This window comes from Nostoc sp. LEGE 12447, from assembly GCF_015206985.1.
Classification (GTDB): Bacteria; Cyanobacteriota; Cyanobacteriia; order Cyanobacteriales; family Nostocaceae; genus Nostoc.
The window spans coordinates 1-20,189 of record NZ_JADEXT010000032.1 but is presented as its reverse complement, the minus strand read 5'-3'; the positions used below and the strand labels follow the sequence as shown (position 1 = coordinate 20,189).

Below are 20,189 nucleotides of genomic sequence, written 5' to 3'. Positions count from 1 at the left end.
TCTACATATTCAGATAATTACAACCAATTGCCCACCAGAACATAAGGTGCCCAAAAATATGGACGATTTTCTTTAGCTAAAATTGCCAGTTGGGCGCGTTGCAAAGCTTGGGCTTTAGTTACCCCAGCATCCAACTGCCGGTATAATTCACCCATAAACTCGCTAGTAGATTCATCATCTATTGTCCACAAAGTTGCTAGCGTACTGCGTGCGCCCGCCCGCACCGCCACACCAGCTAATCCCAAAGCAGCTCGTTTGTCTCCCGTGGCAGTTTTACAAGCACTAAGGACGAGTAATTCAATTGTTTCTGGCCGGCTTTCACCCCTAGTTTGTAGTAAATTATCTAATTCTCTAACCTTTAGTAATTTATCCCAAGTAATAATATAGGTTTGTTCAACATCTGAACTAAATTGCCCATGAGTTGCTAAGTGTATTACCGAAAAGGGAGTAGATTGAATTTGCTTTTCCAGATTCGTTTGAGTAAAATCCTGATTTAATAGTTGTTTACTTTTTTGAACTGAAGACTGAACTTGTTTTAATTCCTGTGTCACATTTGAAAGTTCAGAAAAGGATTTACCTTCAATTAATCGTTCTTGCTCAACTCCGGCAACTAAAACATTTAGCTGCACATTTTGTAATGGTTGAGGATCAACAAGTTGCAAACCAGGTGTCAAAGAGATAGCATACTTTTCTACTAGATACTTCTGCTGTTGTTTGTCATAGAGAATCGCCATTGGGATATTTCGCAAAGAACCATCCAGTACAAACACTAAAGTTTTTATCTTGTGATCTGCTAAATTTGCTTCAATGGGTTTAATTAACCAATCATATAACTGTTGCGAATACTGTTTAACATCAGGCTGTCGGCTAGCAATGGGTAAATCTTTTTGTAGTTGTTCTATAGTGTTTTCTAATACATTTTTAGATATTTTAGTAGTATTGCGGTAAATTGGATCTTTTCCTGGCAATCTAGTAATGATTTCTAGCCGATTATCTAAAATAATTGGATAGATAACAGCTGTGGATTTTTCCTTTTCAACTAATTGATCAAGGTCAACTTTTGCTAGCAAACAAGGCGAACGAAAAAAGTTATCTAATTCTGCTAACTGAAGAGATTCAATTACCTGGCGGGCTTGCAGAAGATTGTCTGACTTTTGATTTGTATTTTCCTCCAATTGCAATAGCAAATCAACGTACTGTCGATATACGGGTTCTATGCTCTCGCGGAAAGAAAATTGTACGTCAGGATTAATTGCAACTAAATCGTTACGAAGGGATTTAAGAGCATTATAAGCTCGATGATAAGCCTCTGTTGCTGCTGGGATATTAGATTGCTTTTGAAGTATTCGTCCCATCTGCCAATGCCATTGATAAGCAATGTCTTGAGCATCAATAAATTCAGCTTTCATCAAAGCTTGCTGCGTAACTCCTTTGGCATCAGATAACTGTCCGCTTTGTTCGTACAGTTCGCCAAGAGTACCAAGTGCATAAGATTCGGTTCGTTCATCTTTTAAGCTCTTAGCCACTTCTACAGCTTGCGCTAGCATTTTAGCAACATCTTTTGGTTGAACTTCGTTCTGGATCATTTTGCTCAGACTTTGGGCAAAGTTAATTCGGTAGTTAACAGCCGTCCGACTTGGAGGCAAATTGTCTATCTGAGACTGAATTTGGGATAATAATGCTTTCGCTGTGCTAAATTTCTTTTGTTCTACCAATAATCTTAATAGATTCAGTTGAGCCTGGAGACGCACAGTAGATGTTGCAGGTGCAATTTGCGCCGCCTGTTGATAGTATTGGATTGCTGTTTTAGTGTAATCATCGGTGCTAGTCGAGTTACCCAAACTTATTTGAGCGCGGGCTGTGTTACCTAAACTTAGTAAAGCATTACTTTGAACGATCGCATCTCCCACTTTCCTAGCCACAGAAGAACTTTCTTCTAAAATTTTGTGCGAATCGTTTAAATAACCCAAACCTCGCAGCACATTCCCTAAGCTCTGCAATCCTGTGGCTTTGAGAGAAGAATCTGCTTGCTTTTGGAGATTTTCTTGTACCAAAATTAATGTTTTATGTGCTTGCAGATAATTTCCCAAAACTTGCATTGCTTGGGCTTGATTAATCCGATTGCGAATCAGTGCCGATGTATCATTTAATTGTTGATAAATTTTAGCTGCTTCTTGCCAAGTGCCCAAAGCGGCTTCAGTTTGCCCCCGTGCTAATTCCAGATTTCCTTGCACATCTAAAGCTTGGGCAAAGATTTGCGATTGAGCTTGAGAAGAATCGGAATCTTTTATCGTTTGTAATAGTTTAATACTTTGTGCGATCGCTTCAGTTGCTTCTTGCCATTTTCCTAGTTTTTGGTAGGCTAAAGAAAGATTGCTCAAGCTTATAGCTTCGTTCAAGACATCATTATTAGCTTTAAATTCATTAGCTGCTTTTTTTAAAAGTTGTACCGCCTCCATAAACTGCCCCGCTTCATAAAGTGCTTGACTTTGTTGCACTAGCAGGTTGACAGTAGACGTTGTTGCTAAAGCAGGAAACGGTAGGGTTGTAGATTTTGAACTACGCGTAACGGCGATCGCAGGAGAAAGGTGTGATTCTGTAAACGCCACTGTTAAATAATTCGATGAATCAAAAACATACGGACAAGATATACACAGAAATATAGTCAATAATGCTATTAAAAAATGCTTTAAAAGTTTCATGTAACTCTAAAATGTCACTTTAGCTACCATGACATTGAATAGGGTTCTGTCTGGAAGTGTGAGGACTAGCGGTGGATGAATTAGCAGTCAGGACTATTTGCCCTTTGGCGTTTAGCACTGCACCTGTGGCTTCAACAATACGTTTGGGAGTGGAGATAGTTGGTTTAATAGCAACAGGTGGTAGAGAACGGTTGTTATTGCTGGGTTTAAGAGACACCCAATCTATTTTGACTGCATCAGGAGTGAGAATATCTTTAGGGTTAGCTGGTAAACCACCGCGTCCAGCGATCGCAAACTTGCTTTGAGCATAACTTGGACTATAGCAGCCTTGGGCTACTTCAGTATCAACTGATATTGTTGGCAATTCAACTAAGCCACTGTTAGGGTCAATTTCAGGTGTATTTAATTCTACAGAACCACTGAAATCGGAACTTGCTCCTGTAGCGGTAATATCGCTTGTGCTATCAGATGCCACATCTCGGAACTGTATACCAAAGATACCTTGGGCATTGATTCGCACATTCCCACCACGAAAATTAGCAGAATTAGCGCTGATATCACTATTTTCAAAACCAATGAGAAAATCGGTGTCAATGTTGATGTTGCCGCCGGTGACGTTTTCTCCAATGGCGTTAGTTCTGATGTTGCTATTGCGACTCATGATTAAATTTTCTGAGTTAATGTTAATTGTCGCTTGCTCGCTGTTAGGGTTAACTTTAGAACTTTGTATGTTAGCGCTGAGTAAGGCATTGTTGTTTAAACGAATAGAGCGAGTATCTACTGTTAAATTGCCTGCGGTTCCTGTTCCCAAACTCTCCACGGTTACTCTAGCTCCATCTTGCACTAGCAACGTATTAGTTTTAATAGTCAAATCTCCCGCATCCCCTGTTGAATCTGGCTGTGCAGAAGCAGCCAAGCCACTGTTCCTATTAATCAGTTGCACGTCTTGGGCATCAACGGTCAAACTCCCCCCATTGCCCTCACCAAATGTAGCAGTATTCACCTGTGCCCCACCTTGCACTAGCAAAGTATTAGTTTTAATAGTTAAATCTCCTGCATCCCCTGTTGAATCTGGCTGTGCAGAAGCAGCCAAGCCACTGGCAAACGGACCATTAGCACTTGTACCAATCAGTTGCACGTTTTGGGCATCAACGGTCAAATTTCCCCCTTTGCCTGCACCAAATGTACCAGCGCCCACTTGTGCCCCATCTTTGACTAGTAAAGTATTAGTTTTAATAGTCAAATCTCCCGCATCCCCCGTTGAATTTCGCTGTGCGGAAGCACTTAAGCCACTGGTAAACCGACCATCGTCACTTGTACCACCAATCAGTTGCACATCTTGGGCATCAATAGTCAAATTTCCCCCTTTGCCTGCACCAAATGTAACAGTACCCACCTGCGCCCCATCTTTGACTAGTAAAGTATTAGTTTTAATAGTCAAATCTCCCGCATCCCCTGTTAAGTTTAAGTTTGCAGAAGTGAACAAGCCACTGCCCCTATCAATTAGTTGCACATCTTGGGAATCAATGGTCAAATTTCCCCCCTTGCCTGCACCTAATGTACTAGCATCCACTTGTGCCCCATTTTTAACTAGCAAGGTATTAGTTTTAATAGTTAAATTTCCTGAGTCCCCCGTAGAGTTTCGCTGTGCGGAAGCGAACAAGCCACTGAGAACACCATCGACGCTTGTACCAATCAGTTGCACGTTTTGGGCATCAACGGTCAAATTTCCCCCTTTGCCTGCGCCAAATGTACCAGCACCGACTTGTGCCCCATTTTTAACTAGCAAGGTATTAGTTTTAATAGTTAAATTTCCCCCTTTACCCACACCAGATGTATCAGTAGCGATTTTTGCCCCATCTTGAACTAGCAAGGTATTAGTTTTAACAGTTAATTTTCCTGCGTCTCCTGTTGAGTTTAAGTTTGCGGAAGCGAACAAGCGACCCCTACCAATAAGTTGCACATCTTGGGCATCAATGGTCAAATTTCCCCCCTTGCCTGCACCTAATGTATTAGTATTCACCTCTGCCTCACTAACTTTCAAAGTGCTAGCACTGATACTGACATCGCCTGCTTGTCCGTTAGCTCCTGGTTGCACCTGATTAACAATCAAACTCCCAGTGTTAAAATTTGTTGCTCCCGTTGCATTAATATCAATATTTCCTGCCCTACTATTATCAGAACCTAGTCCTCTCCCTATTCCTGCAATCAGTAAACTTCCTGTCATCTCGAAATTTCGGGCATTAATTGTGATACTTCCACCATCACCAGCAATTACGGCTACCCTAGCGCCATTGCTAAGGAAAACATCACTTTTTTCTACACTATCGGGAAATCTCAAACTTAGATTATTACCATCCCCATTCAACCCAACCGTTCCCGCACCTGCTAACCCGCCTAACTCGACTCGTCCACCAAAAGCAAACAATCCTCCTCCATTCATATTGATATCACCGCCTACCAACAGTAAACTATTGCCATCTGGTACGCGCAAACCAACTGAGTTATTTTGAATAGATGCGGTTTGTATTTGATTAAATAGTAAGGCGGAAGGATTGACTGTTAGCAAAGATGGAGAACCTTCTGGATTTGAAGCACTGAAAAAACCGCGATCGCCAAATCCAATAGCATTAGCTGTAGTCCCTACAAATGAACCACCAATATCTAGCCTCGCACCTTGCCCAAAAATAATTCCGTTAGGATTTATCAGAAACAAATTAGCTGTACCATGAGCGCGAATTAACCCATCAATATTAGAAGCTGACCCACCTGTAACCCGACTAATGATATTTTGAATATATACAGCATTATTAAAGAAAGCAGTGCTGCCAAGAGGCACAGAAAACTCGCTGAAACTATGAAATAAATTACTTCCTGCTTGCGTTCCTCCAGTAATATTGAAGATATTACCCTCCCTTGTGACACTGGAATTATTAGGCAAGGTGTTATCCGGGATAATTTGAGCAAAAACAGACTCTTGCGAAGAAGCAATTAACATCCCACACGCCACAAAACTACTACACCAGCATCGCCAATATTGAGTTATTCCCGACATAGCACCTCCAAGAAATTAGTAACTTCACCGTGTGATTAGTCTTATTTTTCTAAGTTGTAATGCTCTACAATTGGCTCTTTATTGATATCTTGCAAGCCAACTACATTTAATAAGTCAACCCAATCTTTATTAATAGTTGCATTCTGCGGATTGGCACGGCGCAGTTGACCTAAATTAGTTAGGGCATCATACCAAATATCATTGGCACTATAAACAATATACTCCCTTGATTTTGCCGTCTTCAATTGACTATCAAGAGCCTCTGTCAACACTTGTTTTTGCACAAACCCATCTACATAAAAATTGTCAGATGTTTTTTGCGGATCGCCACAATAAATATGAAAATACCAGTGATATTTTTTATCTGCTTTTAATGAATATTGCGATCGCGATGGCAAAGTAATGCTAACAATACCAGATTTTCCAGAAAGAGTAAGAGGTGTTCGATAGACATTTTGTACATCTTTACCATCTAGCACTTGTAACACGAATTCTCCATAACGCGTGGTTTGTGGCAATTGAGGAACATAAAACCAAAATGTTGGATTCTCTGCAACTGTTGATGCTAAAAATGATTCCTCTGCATCGCCAGGTACTAAAGCAGTCAGACGTGTCAGAGAGTTAGGACACTCAGGATTACGCCCAGCACCGGCTCTGCGCCGACCTGTCGGTGCGCCATTTTTGGGCAATTTCGGTTGGCGAAAAGATTGGAAGTGCGAATTTTTAACAGTGTTTTGAATCGAATCAGTCAGCTGTGCTTGCACTAATTGTGAGTAAATTGTTGTACTAACAATTAGCAACGGAATTACACAGGCATATTGAGTTATTTTTTTTCTAATCATGACCAAAATTTAATTGTTTTCTCTTACCAGTATGGAAATGTTTAAACCATAAAATTACTATTATTTGCGTAGCTAGTAATGCTAATATTGGAGGGATAAGTGGCACCCATCCAGCCAGTGTAAAAATGCCAAAACATAACCCAAATAATATTAAAAGTGTTACTATCACCGCCAATCCCAGGTGCAGAGGTTTTAAATAATACCATGCTGTAATACCTCCTATTAATGACCATCCCCATATCCAAAGTGCCTCCATCCATCCAGACCACCACCACAACAAAGGTCTGCGGTCTAAAACGGCGCTCAGGATTTGACTTAGCATCTGTGCTTGTACTAATACCCCCGGTATTTGCTTTTGCTTCGGTTTTGCATTAGAACTAAAAGGTGTTTTCCAAAAATCATTTGTATTAGTGGGGGCAGAAAGACCAATAAGAACAATGCGATCTTTGAGTAATTGAACTGACTCTAATGGGATTTTTTCATCTAACACATCTCTCAAACTAATTTGTTCGGAAATTTTTTCTACAGAAGAGAGAGAACGATAATTCAACAATATTTGATAACCAGATGCATCCACTTGTTGATAACCGCTAGTGTGTTCGTTTAATTGCTCAAACACAATGTTACCAATCTGTAAATAACCTTCTTTTGTAACACTTGATGTTTTGCCTTCTTGATCTAAATAATGAAGTGCTAGTTGTAGACTAAAAGCGTATTCTGTGGTACACAAAGATTTTGAGGGAGGAGTTAAATGCAAAAGTTGGCGACGAGCAATATCTTCTTCATCTGCAACAAAATCACTAAAACTCAAGCGTTCTCTGGAAACTCCAGGAGGTGGGGGAACTCCATCAGTATCACCATCATCATCAAGAGTAGCAACTTTGCACACAAAAAATAGACGATTATCTTCCTGAAAACGAGTAGCTAAATTTGGATATTTCGAGTCTAGAATACCATCACGATAAATATCTAAACCAATAGTTCTTGGTTGATACTTATTTAATTTCTCTAATAGTTGAGCGAGGGCTTGGTCAGATAACGACCATCGCATTTGCATTCCTTTATTAATTTGGTACTGGATATCTGCTTCATCAATAGTGATAATTAAAAGACGCTCGTCAGGTTGTTCGGTGAGAAGTTGCGATCGCAATTGCATAAAATGGTCAAAAGCCTGTAATTCCGACGTTTGCAGATAACCCCAATACCGCACTCCCAAAACTAAACTTGTTACCAACAAGCTTGTCAGCAATATCGCCATTCCACTCTTAGCAACGAGCATTTTTCGGTGCAACTGCCAAGTCATCGGCACTACCGCAGGATGTTCACTAATTACTGGCAACCAACTTGCACCTGGATATTCCTTTTCTATTCCTTTAAGCCTTTGTCTGGCAGTGCGAACCGCAGCATATATAGATTGTCCTGATGAAAAAACCTCCAGAAAATGCTTTAAAAATTTTTGAGCTACGAAGTCTGGCACTGGTTCTCGCATCACAATAATTTGCGGAATCTGTAAATCTTGTAGTTCTCGCGCTAATCCTAATCCATCACAAGAATTAAAAATCGCTAATTGTAATCCGTTGGCAACAGCATTTCTCAGGTCATGTCTGAGTTCATCAATTGTTAATTTATCTGTCTTATTAATATAGATACAACCAGTATCACCTTCGCTTTTGGTATGACCTGCAAAAAATAAAATATTCCAAGGTTGTTTCCACAATTTCTCGTTGATGTCTGAATATTGAGGTTCTACTAAAAAAGTTGTAGCGGCATTAGGTAAATTCTCTAGTAACTGGCGGTCTTGCTCCACATCAATACCGTCACTATGGCCTAAAATTGCCAAAATTCTGATTTTATTTCTCCAGGTAGATGTCCGCAATGCGGCTGTTACTCGTTCTGATTCTGGAATACTAAGAACAACTTCAGCTTTGAGGTAATCTCGATCTATCAGATCCCACAAATGCCAGGGAAGTCTCTTGAGTTGTAAACAATGAGTACGAATCAACAGCCGTATTTCTTCATCTGGCATCAGATGTTTGAGCCATTTTTCCCGCACAGGACGAAAAGATTCTGACAGCAACCATTTATTCAGATGCTCCTGCACCTCACTAGCTTTTGTGTCGTACTCCTTACGTCGCTGGGAGATAGAACCATCGTAAATAATTTTTTTTGCTTTGATGCGGGTAAATTTCCACAAAGTGCGATAGTTCAACTGCCACTGGTCAATTGCTGTTGCCATATCTAGATTAGAGGGCAGCTTGCCAGTAATTTCTGTAGTGGGGCGTTTGCCTTCTTCTCCAATCTCCAGCGTTACCTGCACGCCTAAGTGCAAATCGCCATCTAGCTTCAGCACAACTAATTTTCTCATTGGCAGTACCCCTGCTGTTGCTATTAACAAATGACAAAATTTTCTGTAATGCTGATATCTTCCAGAGCTAGTTTAACGCTGAAACGTTCTCCCATCTCACAACTAAATTCCAATTGAATATTTTTATTGCTGCTTCTAGTTTGAGCTTCCATCACAGATGCGCCCTCAAAATCTAGTATCATTAGATGGAGATTTGGTGGCAGATAATCTTCTCCGTTTGTCGGATGTACTTCTACGATAACGTCCATTTCTTGCTCGTTGTCTGGTGGTAGGGTGACAACCAAAACCACTGCGTGTTGGCGTATCCCGCCGTAGGCATCGCTCAAAATTTTTCCTAAATCAATCAGCTTACCCCTACTAATAAAAGCGCTATTAGCACTTCTCAAACTCCAAGCTGGATTGATACTTGGAGTCCCTAAAAGAGTTTCAACTTGTTGCCAACCAGATTCAAAAATATTCTCTAACCATTGCTTCAAATTAACTAAATTCTGATGAGAGGTCAGCGAATTATTAGCAAGTTGGATTTGAGAAAGTTCTTCTAAATACTCTAATAGTTCATCTAAAGGTTGCAATTGGTTAATGGGTAACAAATCAGTTTCTACCTGCTTGACAAATCCCAGCAACTTTGCTTCTCTAAATGATTTACTAATCTGCACAGCTACATAGCCAATTCGATTTGACTGTACTTCCGGCGGCACATAAACAAATTGTGCATCTGACAATACTGGGCGACATTCTAACAAGCCCAAGTTTTTAAGCGACAAATCGGCGACATCCATCAGTGTCTGTTGTATGACATTCCAACTGTCACTTTTATTCAAGTCTGTCTCAAATCCCATGCAACATAGATAATAGTTTACAAAAGATACAGCCAAAGTATCGAGATAAACTTGTTCGCCTTTTGCTTGCGTAGCTTGTTGTCTGCGTAACTCTTCTGCTCGATGCCTTCCATCCACAGGTATAGGGGCTGAAAATGTTAAAACTTCTATGATTTTGCTCATATTTTTCCTAGATAATTAGATAAGATTAAATATACAAATATTCTTGAAATTTATTAGCAAATTTTTTCAAGCAACGTTGGTAAAAATTGTGTAAAGATGTGATTCCAATACCCCATTCTGCTGAAATATCTTTCCAAGAAATACCAGAACATCTTCTTTGAGCTATGGCTTGAAAATTTGCCTCTGGATGACCTTTGATGTGTTCTTTGCAAAAAATTAACTCTGGATCTGATTCTATACATTCTCTTACTTGTTCAAATAAAGATATGGGTTGAGATGAGGGTATATTTTCCCAGTGAGAGTTTTCGAGATTTATTTCATTTTCTTTGCCGATAACTTTGGGGATAGCTTCTGGGAAAAAACGTTTAGTTAATAACATATTTACCCAAGTCATTACTTCGCCACGTTCTGGGGCATATTTATTAATATTGTTATCTTGACAAAGATAGAAAAATAAATTTTGTACTGCCTCATCATAGATATCTTCGTAAAGTAGTTGAAATTGGCCTTTATAAGGACGAACAAGCTTACCTGACTGCCAAATAGCATTTATCAGACGTGTTAGAGCTATCCGCTTTTCCTTGGTTAGGTGTGTGTATTGTTGGGCTGCGATCGCTAATTCTTTAAGTTGTACATCTAGTTGTTTTCTCCAATCATTAGTCATAAAAGACCTCGAATCAGAACGCACCAAGTTGCGAATTCATATATATCTCATGGATTGATTGCAACTTTTACACAAACCAGCCACAATTGTTACAAAACTTTGTGCTTATGCATTGAACTGAGGACTGGAAAGATTTGGCTCGGCGCAACACCAGATTCTTTCTTTGGTGTTCACGCTGACCTCCTTTCAAGTTCGATAGTAAGTTAAATTCCTCTTTAGTGGAGGTATGAGCCACTAGAATTAGCTGGACTAATCCCCAGCCTTACATTTTTGCTCGATAAAACTCAGTAGTTTCTCTTCAACCACAGTCAAATACGGTCGCTTCAGTTCCCCCAGATGCTTTAGCACAGCACTTGGGGCATCTTCCAAGTTGTCGTTTTCCCGCAACCTACTGATGCGTAGGAGCAGCCCACCGCAGCCATCGCTAATCTCTTGAACCTGCTGACACTCCTGGGGTAAGTAGTTGAAGGACTTCAGATGCTGCAACCCAACCGTGTGTTCGCCATGCCAAAGTCTCACAGTGAAACTGAAATCATTCACTGCGCTGAGTATTTCAAACCTGGATGACATCGTAATGACGCACCAGACAATCAAGTTAATTGCATTTACCAAAAATTCTTTTCAATAGGATCTGAACCAATCAGAAAATCAAAATTCCCTTCACCCCTGCTTCTCTTCAATATTTCCATGATTTTTTTAGGGTTATCATGGGGGCCATTGACATAAAATGGTTTCCCGTCACGACCACATTCAATACGTATTCTTCCATCCCATTCTCCGATATGCGAACGCGATTTAGAAAAGTCTTTGTGTGCTTGAAACCCTAAGTTTTCTGCATATTCGCAAGCACTAAATATCATCCCTTGGGCTACTTCAAGGGAAACCTCTTGTGGTTTTCCGGGAAATGGCTCGAATAGTGATTCTGTAAATTCTTTAAATTTTATCCTGTCTACTGTACGTGGTGAGATGGTATCTTTAACACCTAAGCACCATATATCTAAAAGGTAGCTACAGACCGTGATTTGATTGTATCGAGCAACTCTTGCAATAACTACCAATCCTAAACCGCGATCGATATCGTCATTGTTTTTTACAGGTAGGAATTTTGTCAGCAGATTTTTGATGCTGTTTTCTGGTGGGATTTTCGGTAACAATTGGATAAGACTCTCGCTTGCTAAACACTGATATACAGGGTCTAGCTCTCCTTTTGTCAATCTATCTAATGTAGTTTGCTGTGCTTGATTTTGAATCGCTGCATTGACATCTGACACTTTAATACCCAATTTTCGGGCTATTTGTTTGGGTGTTAAATTCAATGCCCGTAAATCCATTATTTCTTGTTGTTGCGTTCCTGTCATAAATTACTACTTTCTACAAACAACCGGGAGCAGAAATATTAAACCACAGCAAGATTATATTAATTTAATACCACAATTCACTCACAGCATTGTTTCTTTGTTCCATTCTACTAGGATTTCCGACTCCAGAAAACTCAACACTTTTTCTTCTAAATTAGTTAAATAAGTGCGGTTTGGCTTCCCCAGCGACTCTAAAAACTTCTGCACCGACTCCTCTAACACACCCGAATACACTCGACTAATGCGTAGGTGTAGCTCGCCGCAGGCATCGCAAACAAAGTATGATTTGTAAAAAGTTGAAACGAGCTATTTGACTTAATACATAAAAATGTTCATTTGTATAGTGTAATAATTTTATTATTAATATAATTTTATGTTTTAATAGAACTTTACGTTACTGAATAGTAATCTCTACCACCAGATAGATAAAAATCTTTTAATATCAAGCAAATATCTTTTAAAATATTTATAGATATATTCTTTTTTATAAAGTTCTTGAAAGTTCTTGTCTTATGCATATTCCAATCAAAGTCGTTAAGGACTGTAACCAAAATAGAAATATTGCATAAAAGCTGGAGGAAATCTTGAAATCTGGTTGTTGGACAAAAATCAAATAGCTCAATTATCTGTTTTTAAAGAATGTAAAGACAGTTATAAAATCCTGTTATGACAGAATTTCGTGACTGTTTTGATCCAATGAATGGTTGGTTTTTGGAATTTTGTAATCATAAGTACCTAGATTTTCACAACACAATATTTAAGATTTTCCTGACATCTCTGATTGATGTCAAGTTGACGTAAATCATTGAACTTGTAAAAACAATGCACAAAACAAAATCTTCAAAGACTGACTCATCTACCTATTCCAATTCCTCAGCGCTAAATTCATCCCCACAATTAGCGCATAGACCTTATGGTAGCGAAATCCAAAAAGCATCAGTTGCAGCTAAAACACCAACTGATATAGAGAATGAAGGCTTTACAGAACAGCAGATGGAAGCAACTGGACTTTCCATACAAGCTAAATCTGGCTCGATTACGTCCGAAGGACAGGAGCGCCTAACTGTATTACAAGCCAAGATGAACGGATTATTGAATTCTCGACTCGAACACGCAACCCGATTTGGTCATAATATTGCCAAAATTCCACTGAGAAGACCAGATACACCAATACAAGCAAAACTTACCATTGGAGAGCCTGGAGATAAGTATGAGCAAGAGGCAGACGAAACTGCGCGTCAGGTAGTCCAAAGGATTCATGAACCACAGAGCAAAAAACTTCAGCGTGAGTCGTTGCCAGAGGAAGAAGACGAACTGCAAATGAAACCAGAGCATGACATACAGCGTGAAGCATTGCCCGAAGAAGAAGAGGAAGTGCAAATGAAGCCGGAGGGCAGTGTTCAACGCGAGCCTCTACCTGAAGAGGAAGCGGAATTGCAAATGAAACCGATGGTGCAGCGTCGTGCGTATGTCGGTGGCGTAAGTGCATTACCTGATTTAGAAACAGGTATACAGCAGGCACAGGTGAGCGGACAGCCACTAGCTAAAAGTATTAGGGAACCAATGGAACAGGCTTTTGGAGCAGATTTCAGTAGGGTGAAAGTTCACATTGATACTCAGGCTAATCAGTTGAATCAGTCGATTCAGGCGAAGGCGTTTACCACGGGGCAGGATGTGTTCTTTCGGCAGGGGGCGTATGAGCCAGAGAGTCGAGGAGGGCAGGAGTTGTTGGCGCATGAGTTGACTCATGTGGTGCAACAGAGTCGCGGGGATGAAATCACAGCGAGTACAACGAAAAAAGAGAAAGAAATAGTATCGCAATCTAGTAATTCTTGCGTACTACAAAGAAAACTGGGAGACGGACAATATGCACCACCTGCCACGGGTGGTATTGCAATGAAAGAAAAATTTGTATTGGATCATGTTCCAGATAATTTTTCAAAGGAGTCGGCCGTAGAAATTGCAGGTAATCGAGGATACCCTATTATCACAATCATCGCAATTACTGATGAGGAAGCAAAGGAAGAAATAAAAAATGCATTAGAAAAGGAGGCGAAAACAGACATTACTCAATTGTTTCAATATGAATTTGACACAAATAATAGATATCCAACAATAGAAGTGAAGATGAATCAAGATACAGGAGAATACACATTTGATGCGTCAATATCATGCATCAAATTGAAGGCACAATGGCAAGAATCTTTGGGATATTTCCAGATATATCATTTTGGGGGAAAGGTTTAACATTTGACAACTGCCTCACAACCTTAACTTGTTACCATCTCCCAAGTGCTGTACTGAAGGACTTGGGGCATCTTCTAAGTTCTCATGATTACGTAGTCTGTTAATGCCATCACTGAAAAATTTTATTTTGTAGAATCACTTACAGCATTGTGGCATTGCTTCTTTGTTGCATTAATCTCTAATTTCTGACTCCAGAACCTTCAATAATTTCTCTTCTAAAGCCGTCAAATAAGCCCGATTCAGCTTCCCCAACGACTCCAAAAACTTCTGCACCGACTCCTCCAGCCCCCTCGAATACACCCGACTGATGCGATCGCAAATTACCTGCATCTGCTCACACTCGGAAGGCAAGTAATCGTAAGACTTCAGGTGTTGTAACCCAACGGCGTACTCGCCATCCCAGACTCTCACGCTGCAACTAAAGTTATTCACTACGCTGACAATTGCCCAACAGCCTCCTTTACCTCTCAGTTCTGGATTATCCTTAGCAAGAATTTGGCAGACTTCACCTAACTGGTAGGTGTTGGGTATTCTGGTACGTTCCATAATTTTCTGCACCACATCAGTGACGATCCTGGCACTGGGAACTTTACCACCAGCCTCCTGTACTGCCCGTTGCCAAACTTTAACCTGCTGCTGTGGTTCTAGCTTTGCCAGAGGGCGCACTTGTCCTTCGTTAGTCGGCAGGATTCGTGAGAGGTTAGGTCGAGTTTTGTCTACTTCCTCGTTTTGGGAACAATTTGTTCTCATTTCATCCACTTCCTCGTTTTGGGAACAATTTGTTCCCATTTCATCCACTTCCCCATTTTGGGAACAATTTGTTCCCGTTTCATCCACTTCCTCATTTTGGGAACAATTTGTTCCCGTCACTATGTTGTCAAATACTACAGAACCAGCTATTAGATAATTGACTCGGCGATGGGTGTATCCAAATCTATCACGACAATACTCCTCAAATGTGCGATGAGTGGATCTGTATAACCTGCGATCGCGCAACTGAGCCAATGCCTTGCCTGCCTCAAAAAATGCACGTTCCACCTTGCGTTCTAAATGCAAGCGATCGCTAATTTCCTGCTCGGTTAATTCGGGAACTTCAACAGCCGTAACTGTAATTGTTGCTGTAGCTGGGTTTTCTTCTTGGGTAAGGTTATTTGGTGGCGTGTCATCACTAGATGAAGCAGAGATGGCTTTTTTGCGCTTAGAAGGTGGTTTAGCCATTTATTCCATCTCTAGCTGAACAGTACTTGAACGAATATCGAGTTGTGCCATGATGGAGGTGTGATTAAATTGATATAAATTCCCCAAACCTTTTGCTGAGGTTGGGGTTTTTCATTGGCTGGTTTGTATATTTCATACTGGCATCTGCGGTAATCATCGAATGGCACTAAGAAAAGCGCAAATGTATTATTTACAAGGGTTTCATCACTTTGGAAAAACGGAGGCTAATAAAGCAGCGATCATAAACTGAGAGTTGCAAATTATTCTGATTCCCGACGTTAAAACTATTAGTTTTCTATACCCCTTACCAGGCAAGTATTTCAGCTTTTCTTAGTGCCATTCGAGTAAGCACCTTTTCTCTTTCCCCTTTGCCCTTCACCCCGCCAAGTTTTCTTGGCAAACTACTAGTCTCCTATCCTCTAAAGAATTTTTCTGCATATATAATTCAACCTTTTGAATTTATTTATACTATCTACGGTACTGTATTCAAAATGAGAAGCTAGCATTAACTCTTTTTTTATTTAATCGCGATAACGCGAGTATCCTATAACGCTAGTTTCGGATAACGCGACATTGTTATAATACAGACTCATTATCAAAACTAAAAAATTCTTGTCTGGTAAGTATCTTACTTACTAAACACCAATATTAGCTTAATTACTAAATCGCGATAACGCGAGTATCCTATAACGCTAGTTTCGGATAACGCGACATTACTATAATGCAAAGTCGCTATTAAAATTTGCTGGTTATTGAGGACACTTACATGAGCCATGAAGTAACAGCACGAAAAACTAAAGTGATTGCAGTGGGCAATCAAAAGGGAGGAGTTGCAAAAACTAGTAACCTGATTCATATTGCAACTGCTTTAGGTGAGATGGGAAGGCGATGCCTAATATTCGATTTAGATATGAACCAGGGAGCTACCCGGCATTTAGGAATTCCTAGCGAAAGCTTCCTTGGTACTTTTGAAGTTTTGACTGGGGAAGAAGAACCAACAGATGTAATCATTACCCCTGATGATGGAGTAGAGTTACCTAAAAATATTCATTTGATTGCAGCTCGTCGAAATCTAGAAAAGATAGATCAAGCACTCGCAGCTAGAGATAAGTTTTTGGTTACTCAAGATGTTTTAATTAATCCTTTACGCAAGCTTGCTGGAATGTATGATTACATCTTTCTTGATACAGCGCCTAATGCAACTACACCAACAATTGCAGCCTATAAGTCGGCTGACTGGTTTATTCTTTCAGCCACTCCTGACCCATTTGCGATCGCAGGACTTAATGATGCTTTAACTGATATTCAAGGCGCTCAACGTTACGGCAACCCGAATTTACGTTTGTTAGGAGTAATTCTTTGTTGTGTAGATAGCAGAACTATATTAGCTAGTTCTCTAACTGAATATGTCGAGAAACTTTTTTCTGATGGTAGTAAGTCTTTAAAATTTGATACACTCATCAGCCGTTCTACGGTTGTACCTCAGTCCCAAAAGTTAGGGAAGACAATTTTCCAAACTGCACCAAACCACAAAGTCACAAACCAATATCGTAAGCTGTCTAAGGAAATAGAAGCTCGTATTGCTGAGTTTGAAGAACCAGTTACAACATCTACTATAAAATCTGCTGTTTCAACAAAGCGAGGCAAAAAGTAGTTACCAATGGCTAAACGTGTTTCAGGAAATGAAAAACCCTATCGCCCAGTAGACGAAGCATTGGTACGGTCTGTTCTCAGGGGTTCAGATTCAGAGGAAACAACTTCAGTTTCAGATAATACTGCTGCTCCATCTGTGAGAGATTCAACTTTATCGGAGCAAATAATTCTTGACCCTCAACAATCTCCACCAATACAACCTGCACCAGTAATCGAAAAATTAAGTCGAGAGAAGCGAGTACTTTTGACTAAATCTGAGGAAAGGGAAATTGAACGATTCGTCTCTCGCCTTGCCGAGGAACTAGAAACTCCTCTCAAACTTAGTCATGTATTAAGGTCTTGCATGACAATTCTTCGACACGCGCAGAAAGAGATTATTGCACAAGCTAGCCACTCAGAAAAGCTAGAGCGTCCACCAAATGGTGATCCAGTAGCTTTGGCTGAGTTTGAGTATAAGCTTGCACAAATCATCTCAGATGCTCTTTCTAAAACACCACCACTCGATTGATACTGATACTCCCCGTTAACTAATCATCGCGATAACGCGATATACACAGAAAGTCAAACCTGATTTCTACTGTTATCTTTGTTTAACTAAAAAAACTTTATTAAGGCTAACCAATTAGAACCAGCGATCGCGACTTAATCATCGCGATAACGCGATATAGGATAAAAGCCGGATCACTCACTATTCTCAGTATTACGCTTAAAAGGGTTAACCTCTCGTTACTTAATCATCGCGATAACGCGATATAGGATAAAAGCCGGATCACTCACTATTCCCAGTATTACGCTTAAAAGGGTTAACCTCTCGTTACTTAATCATCGCGATAACGCGATATAAAGTAAGTGGATCAGAGCTTTAGCTAGACATCTTGCAGGGAAATAAATTGCTAACAAAAGATTGGCACTAAAGCATAAATCAAGCAGTCAACGATGATCTAAATTAATTTCTGCTGCGTTGATAGAAAAGATTTCAAAAAATTTTGGTGGGGGCTATATGGGGGCTATATGTACCCCAAAGCAGTTTAGAGGTTTGAGCAAAATTTGACTCCCACATGGGGGCTATATGGGGGCTATATGGGGTACATTCAATTGGGTGAGGTTTTACCCCACTTAGCCCCCAAGAGGTTATGATAATTTTTTGATGCTGAAGAAAAAAAGGCAGAGGAGCAGAGGAACAGGGGAGCAAGAGAAAATGTTTGCATTAACAATTATTAGTTATCGGTGTAAGAAAAACTAATTATTCTACTGAAGGTCAGAGTTCTCCATTTTTAACAGTAAATAGTAAACACTAAGAACTGTTTTAATTGCTTCCTCTGCTCCTCTGCTCCCCACTTCACAAATCACAGATAACTTTCACAAATCAAAATCTATTACCTTTCTCTTTATGTCTAACATTCACACCTTGCAAAAAATTTTTCCTGCTGGCTTTGATAACGGCTATGGAAGCCTAAAACTTTTTGTCGATGGCTTTGAAGTTGTTCGTGTGCCCAGCTATATAACCAATGCCGAGATGGAAGACGTACCAGGGAGGGTAGTTTTTAACGGTAATGCTTACACAGTTGGAGAATCAGCTTTCCGTACAGGAAATTATTTTGACAGAAACACTGATAACAATGAAAACAAAGTCAACAACGCATTATTGACATTATTCGGTGCATTGGCACATCTTCCACACCGTAAGGCTTGGCATTTAAAATTAGTCGTCAGCTTACATGATGTCGCTCTGGCTGAAGAATTGCAAAAAGTACTAAACGGAGAATATCAGCCAATACTTGCTGGCAAACAATCAGATGTGAAGATCGAAGTCCTGAAAGTCGTACTAGAAGGGATGGGTGCATTGTTTGGGCATCAACTACCAAAAAAATTAACCATTTTAGATTTTGGCAATGGCACAACTCTGTATTCTCGTTACAACCAAGGCAAACGAGAAGTTCACACCGCCTACCCCACTGGCGTAGAAGTTCTCATCAATGATATTTCCCAAAAGATGAAGCATTTAAATGGCGGGAAAATCGGGGATGCATCCAAGATCCGATTTTGTCTGGAAATGGGGCATACTCGGTACAGCCGGGACATCGATATCAAAGATGTTTACAGCGCTTGTTTAAAAGATTGGTATGAAAAATACTTGAAGAAAGCGGTGAATCTGACATTTGATGCCAAGCACCAGGGGGATGAAATCTGGGCGATTGGTGGAGGTTGCCTGTTACCTGGATTTAAGAAGCTTTTAGAGAAAAACGGGTTCAAAATACTGGACAACCCAGTAGAAGCTAATGTCTTTGGGCTTTTAGAGATGGCAAAAGCCATCAGCAGCAAGAATTCGCCTACTACATCTATTAAGTGATCGCAATGGTAGACAAACTTGACTTAACACCAGAAAAAGTTCGGATCAAAGATAGCTACCGAGAGCGGATATTTGCCGAGTCACAGCAACTAGGCAAGAGTTACCTGGAGACACTTTACTTTATTATTGATTGCTATTTTGTTTTCATCAAGGCTGGATTAGCCACACAACAAGTAGCTTTCACGCCGATTACTACTGAGCCGAACAAGCTTCCTTCAATGACTTCAACTCCATTTGCACAAGAGAAAGAAGAAGATTCTTCAAGCGAAACCTTCAGTCTTGATTTTGATTTATAGCCGAATGGCAAGCTTGATAACGGCAAATCCCTTATTTATAAGGTTTTTGGGTGTGGGGCGTAGTAATGCTCATGCCAGCGTTGCTCCCGCAAAGAAGTTTATCAAACAGAATTCAGGAGTCAGAATACAGAAAGGTATTCTGTATGACTGGCGGATAGCGAGTCTGCCTACTCTGTAAGAGTTGCAAGCTACGCGTAGCGTCTCGTAGAGAGCGTCAAGATTGCTGACTCCTGAATTCAGAATAGCTGAATTCTTCTTCAATTATGTTCGCACTCATATTTACTTTTCTTGATTTTTTTCCTACACCCTACCTAGGGTGTTGATTTTGTGGGAGAGATGCTCAAAATTCTTCATGCAGTTTCTATGTCGTCAGTTGTGGCAGAAAACAAAATTCTTCTTTTCGAGAGCATAGATTGGCCAAAAACTTGAGCCGCCCAG

The 20,189-nt window shown here is 40.2% G+C and carries 14 protein-coding genes; 5 read left to right on the top strand and 9 right to left on the bottom strand.

Features of this window, described 5'->3' with window-relative positions:
* Positions 1-17: 17 nt before the first annotated feature.
* From IQ274_RS37785 to IQ274_RS25805, 8 genes are all read right to left on the bottom strand, one after another.
* Positions 18-2,609, bottom strand: coding sequence for a CHAT domain-containing protein (locus IQ274_RS37785; RefSeq protein WP_194143890.1), 2,592 nt, complete (start codon positions 2,607-2,609; stop codon positions 18-20).
* A gap of 112 nt (positions 2,610-2,721) precedes the next feature.
* Positions 2,722-5,757 carry a filamentous hemagglutinin N-terminal domain-containing protein gene (locus IQ274_RS25835; protein WP_194143889.1) on the bottom strand — a complete coding sequence of 1,012 codons (3,036 nt, stop codon included), beginning with the start codon at positions 5,755-5,757 and terminating at the stop codon, positions 2,722-2,724.
* A gap of 41 nt (positions 5,758-5,798) precedes the next feature.
* Complete coding sequence (locus IQ274_RS25830) at positions 5,799-6,599, bottom strand: DUF928 domain-containing protein (RefSeq protein ID WP_194143888.1); 801 nt, start codon at positions 6,597-6,599, stop codon at positions 5,799-5,801.
* Positions 6,592-8,964 (bottom strand): CHASE2 domain-containing protein, encoded by a 2,373-nt coding sequence (locus IQ274_RS25825; protein ID WP_194143887.1) that lies wholly within the window; start codon positions 8,962-8,964, stop codon positions 6,592-6,594. The genes IQ274_RS25830 and IQ274_RS25825 overlap by 8 nt, the downstream gene beginning before the upstream one ends.
* Positions 8,965-8,987: 23 nt before the next feature.
* On the bottom strand, positions 8,988-9,965 hold the full coding sequence (locus tag IQ274_RS25820) for a DUF1822 family protein (protein ID WP_194143886.1): 978 nt from the start codon (positions 9,963-9,965) through the stop codon (positions 8,988-8,990).
* A 25-nt stretch (positions 9,966-9,990) separates the two neighbouring features.
* The gene (locus IQ274_RS25815; RefSeq protein WP_194143885.1) at positions 9,991-10,629 is read right to left on the bottom strand and encodes a sigma-70 family RNA polymerase sigma factor; all 639 of its coding nucleotides are present in this window, start codon (positions 10,627-10,629) and stop codon (positions 9,991-9,993) included.
* A 249-nt stretch (positions 10,630-10,878) separates the two neighbouring features.
* Positions 10,879-11,199: a hypothetical protein gene (locus tag IQ274_RS36745; RefSeq protein WP_228058368.1), complete on the bottom strand. Its 321-nt coding sequence runs from the start codon at positions 11,197-11,199 to the stop codon at positions 10,879-10,881.
* 35 nt (positions 11,200-11,234) lie between these two features.
* Positions 11,235-11,987 (bottom strand): helix-turn-helix transcriptional regulator, encoded by a 753-nt coding sequence (locus IQ274_RS25805; RefSeq protein ID WP_194143884.1) that lies wholly within the window; start codon positions 11,985-11,987, stop codon positions 11,235-11,237.
* An 822-nt stretch (positions 11,988-12,809) separates the two neighbouring features.
* Here IQ274_RS25805 and IQ274_RS25800 point away from each other — a divergent pair.
* Positions 12,810-14,234 carry a DUF4157 domain-containing protein gene (locus IQ274_RS25800; protein WP_228058367.1) on the top strand — a complete coding sequence of 475 codons (1,425 nt, stop codon included), beginning with the start codon at positions 12,810-12,812 and terminating at the stop codon, positions 14,232-14,234.
* Between the two features lie 171 nt (positions 14,235-14,405).
* On the opposite strand, the gene IQ274_RS25795 is transcribed toward IQ274_RS25800, so the two are convergent.
* Positions 14,406-15,452 (bottom strand): hypothetical protein, encoded by a 1,047-nt coding sequence (locus tag IQ274_RS25795; protein ID WP_194143883.1) that lies wholly within the window; start codon positions 15,450-15,452, stop codon positions 14,406-14,408.
* A gap of 766 nt (positions 15,453-16,218) precedes the next feature.
* Here IQ274_RS25795 and IQ274_RS25790 point away from each other — a divergent pair.
* The 4 genes from IQ274_RS25790 to IQ274_RS25775 all read left to right on the top strand — a co-directional run bounded on the left by IQ274_RS25790 (position 16,219) and on the right by IQ274_RS25775 (position 19,751).
* The gene (locus IQ274_RS25790; protein ID WP_181927308.1) at positions 16,219-17,106 is read left to right on the top strand and encodes a ParA family protein; all 888 of its coding nucleotides are present in this window, start codon (positions 16,219-16,221) and stop codon (positions 17,104-17,106) included.
* Between the two features lie 6 nt (positions 17,107-17,112).
* Positions 17,113-17,613 carry a hypothetical protein gene (locus IQ274_RS25785; protein ID WP_194143882.1) on the top strand — a complete coding sequence of 167 codons (501 nt, stop codon included), beginning with the start codon at positions 17,113-17,115 and terminating at the stop codon, positions 17,611-17,613.
* Positions 17,614-18,495: 882 nt separating this feature from the next.
* On the top strand, positions 18,496-19,455 hold the full coding sequence (locus IQ274_RS25780; RefSeq protein ID WP_194143881.1) for a ParM/StbA family protein: 960 nt from the start codon (positions 18,496-18,498) through the stop codon (positions 19,453-19,455).
* 5 nt (positions 19,456-19,460) lie between these two features.
* Complete coding sequence (locus IQ274_RS25775; protein ID WP_194143880.1) at positions 19,461-19,751, top strand: hypothetical protein; 291 nt, start codon at positions 19,461-19,463, stop codon at positions 19,749-19,751.
* The last annotated feature ends 438 nt before the right edge of the window (positions 19,752-20,189 follow it).

Coding starts and splice junctions, on each gene's coding strand:
- IQ274_RS25775 (WP_194143880.1), top strand. CDS start 19,461: ATGGTAGACAAACTTGACTTAACACCAGAAAAAGTTCGGATCAAAGAT.
- IQ274_RS25835 (WP_194143889.1), bottom strand. CDS start 5,757: ATGTCGGGAATAACTCAATATTGGCGATGCTGGTGTAGTAGTTTTGTG.
- IQ274_RS36745 (WP_228058368.1), bottom strand. CDS start 11,199: ATGTCATCCAGGTTTGAAATACTCAGCGCAGTGAATGATTTCAGTTTC.
- IQ274_RS25815 (WP_194143885.1), bottom strand. CDS start 10,629: ATGACTAATGATTGGAGAAAACAACTAGATGTACAACTTAAAGAATTA.
- IQ274_RS25805 (WP_194143884.1), bottom strand. CDS start 11,987: ATGACAGGAACGCAACAACAAGAAATAATGGATTTACGGGCATTGAAT.
- IQ274_RS25825 (WP_194143887.1), bottom strand. CDS start 8,964: ATGAGAAAATTAGTTGTGCTGAAGCTAGATGGCGATTTGCACTTAGGC.
- IQ274_RS25800 (WP_228058367.1), top strand. CDS start 12,810: ATGCACAAAACAAAATCTTCAAAGACTGACTCATCTACCTATTCCAAT.
- IQ274_RS25785 (WP_194143882.1), top strand. CDS start 17,113: ATGGCTAAACGTGTTTCAGGAAATGAAAAACCCTATCGCCCAGTAGAC.
- IQ274_RS25790 (WP_181927308.1), top strand. CDS start 16,219: ATGAGCCATGAAGTAACAGCACGAAAAACTAAAGTGATTGCAGTGGGC.
- IQ274_RS25795 (WP_194143883.1), bottom strand. CDS start 15,452: ATGGCTAAACCACCTTCTAAGCGCAAAAAAGCCATCTCTGCTTCATCT.
- IQ274_RS25830 (WP_194143888.1), bottom strand. CDS start 6,599: ATGATTAGAAAAAAAATAACTCAATATGCCTGTGTAATTCCGTTGCTA.
- IQ274_RS25780 (WP_194143881.1), top strand. CDS start 18,496: ATGTCTAACATTCACACCTTGCAAAAAATTTTTCCTGCTGGCTTTGAT.
- IQ274_RS25820 (WP_194143886.1), bottom strand. CDS start 9,965: ATGAGCAAAATCATAGAAGTTTTAACATTTTCAGCCCCTATACCTGTG.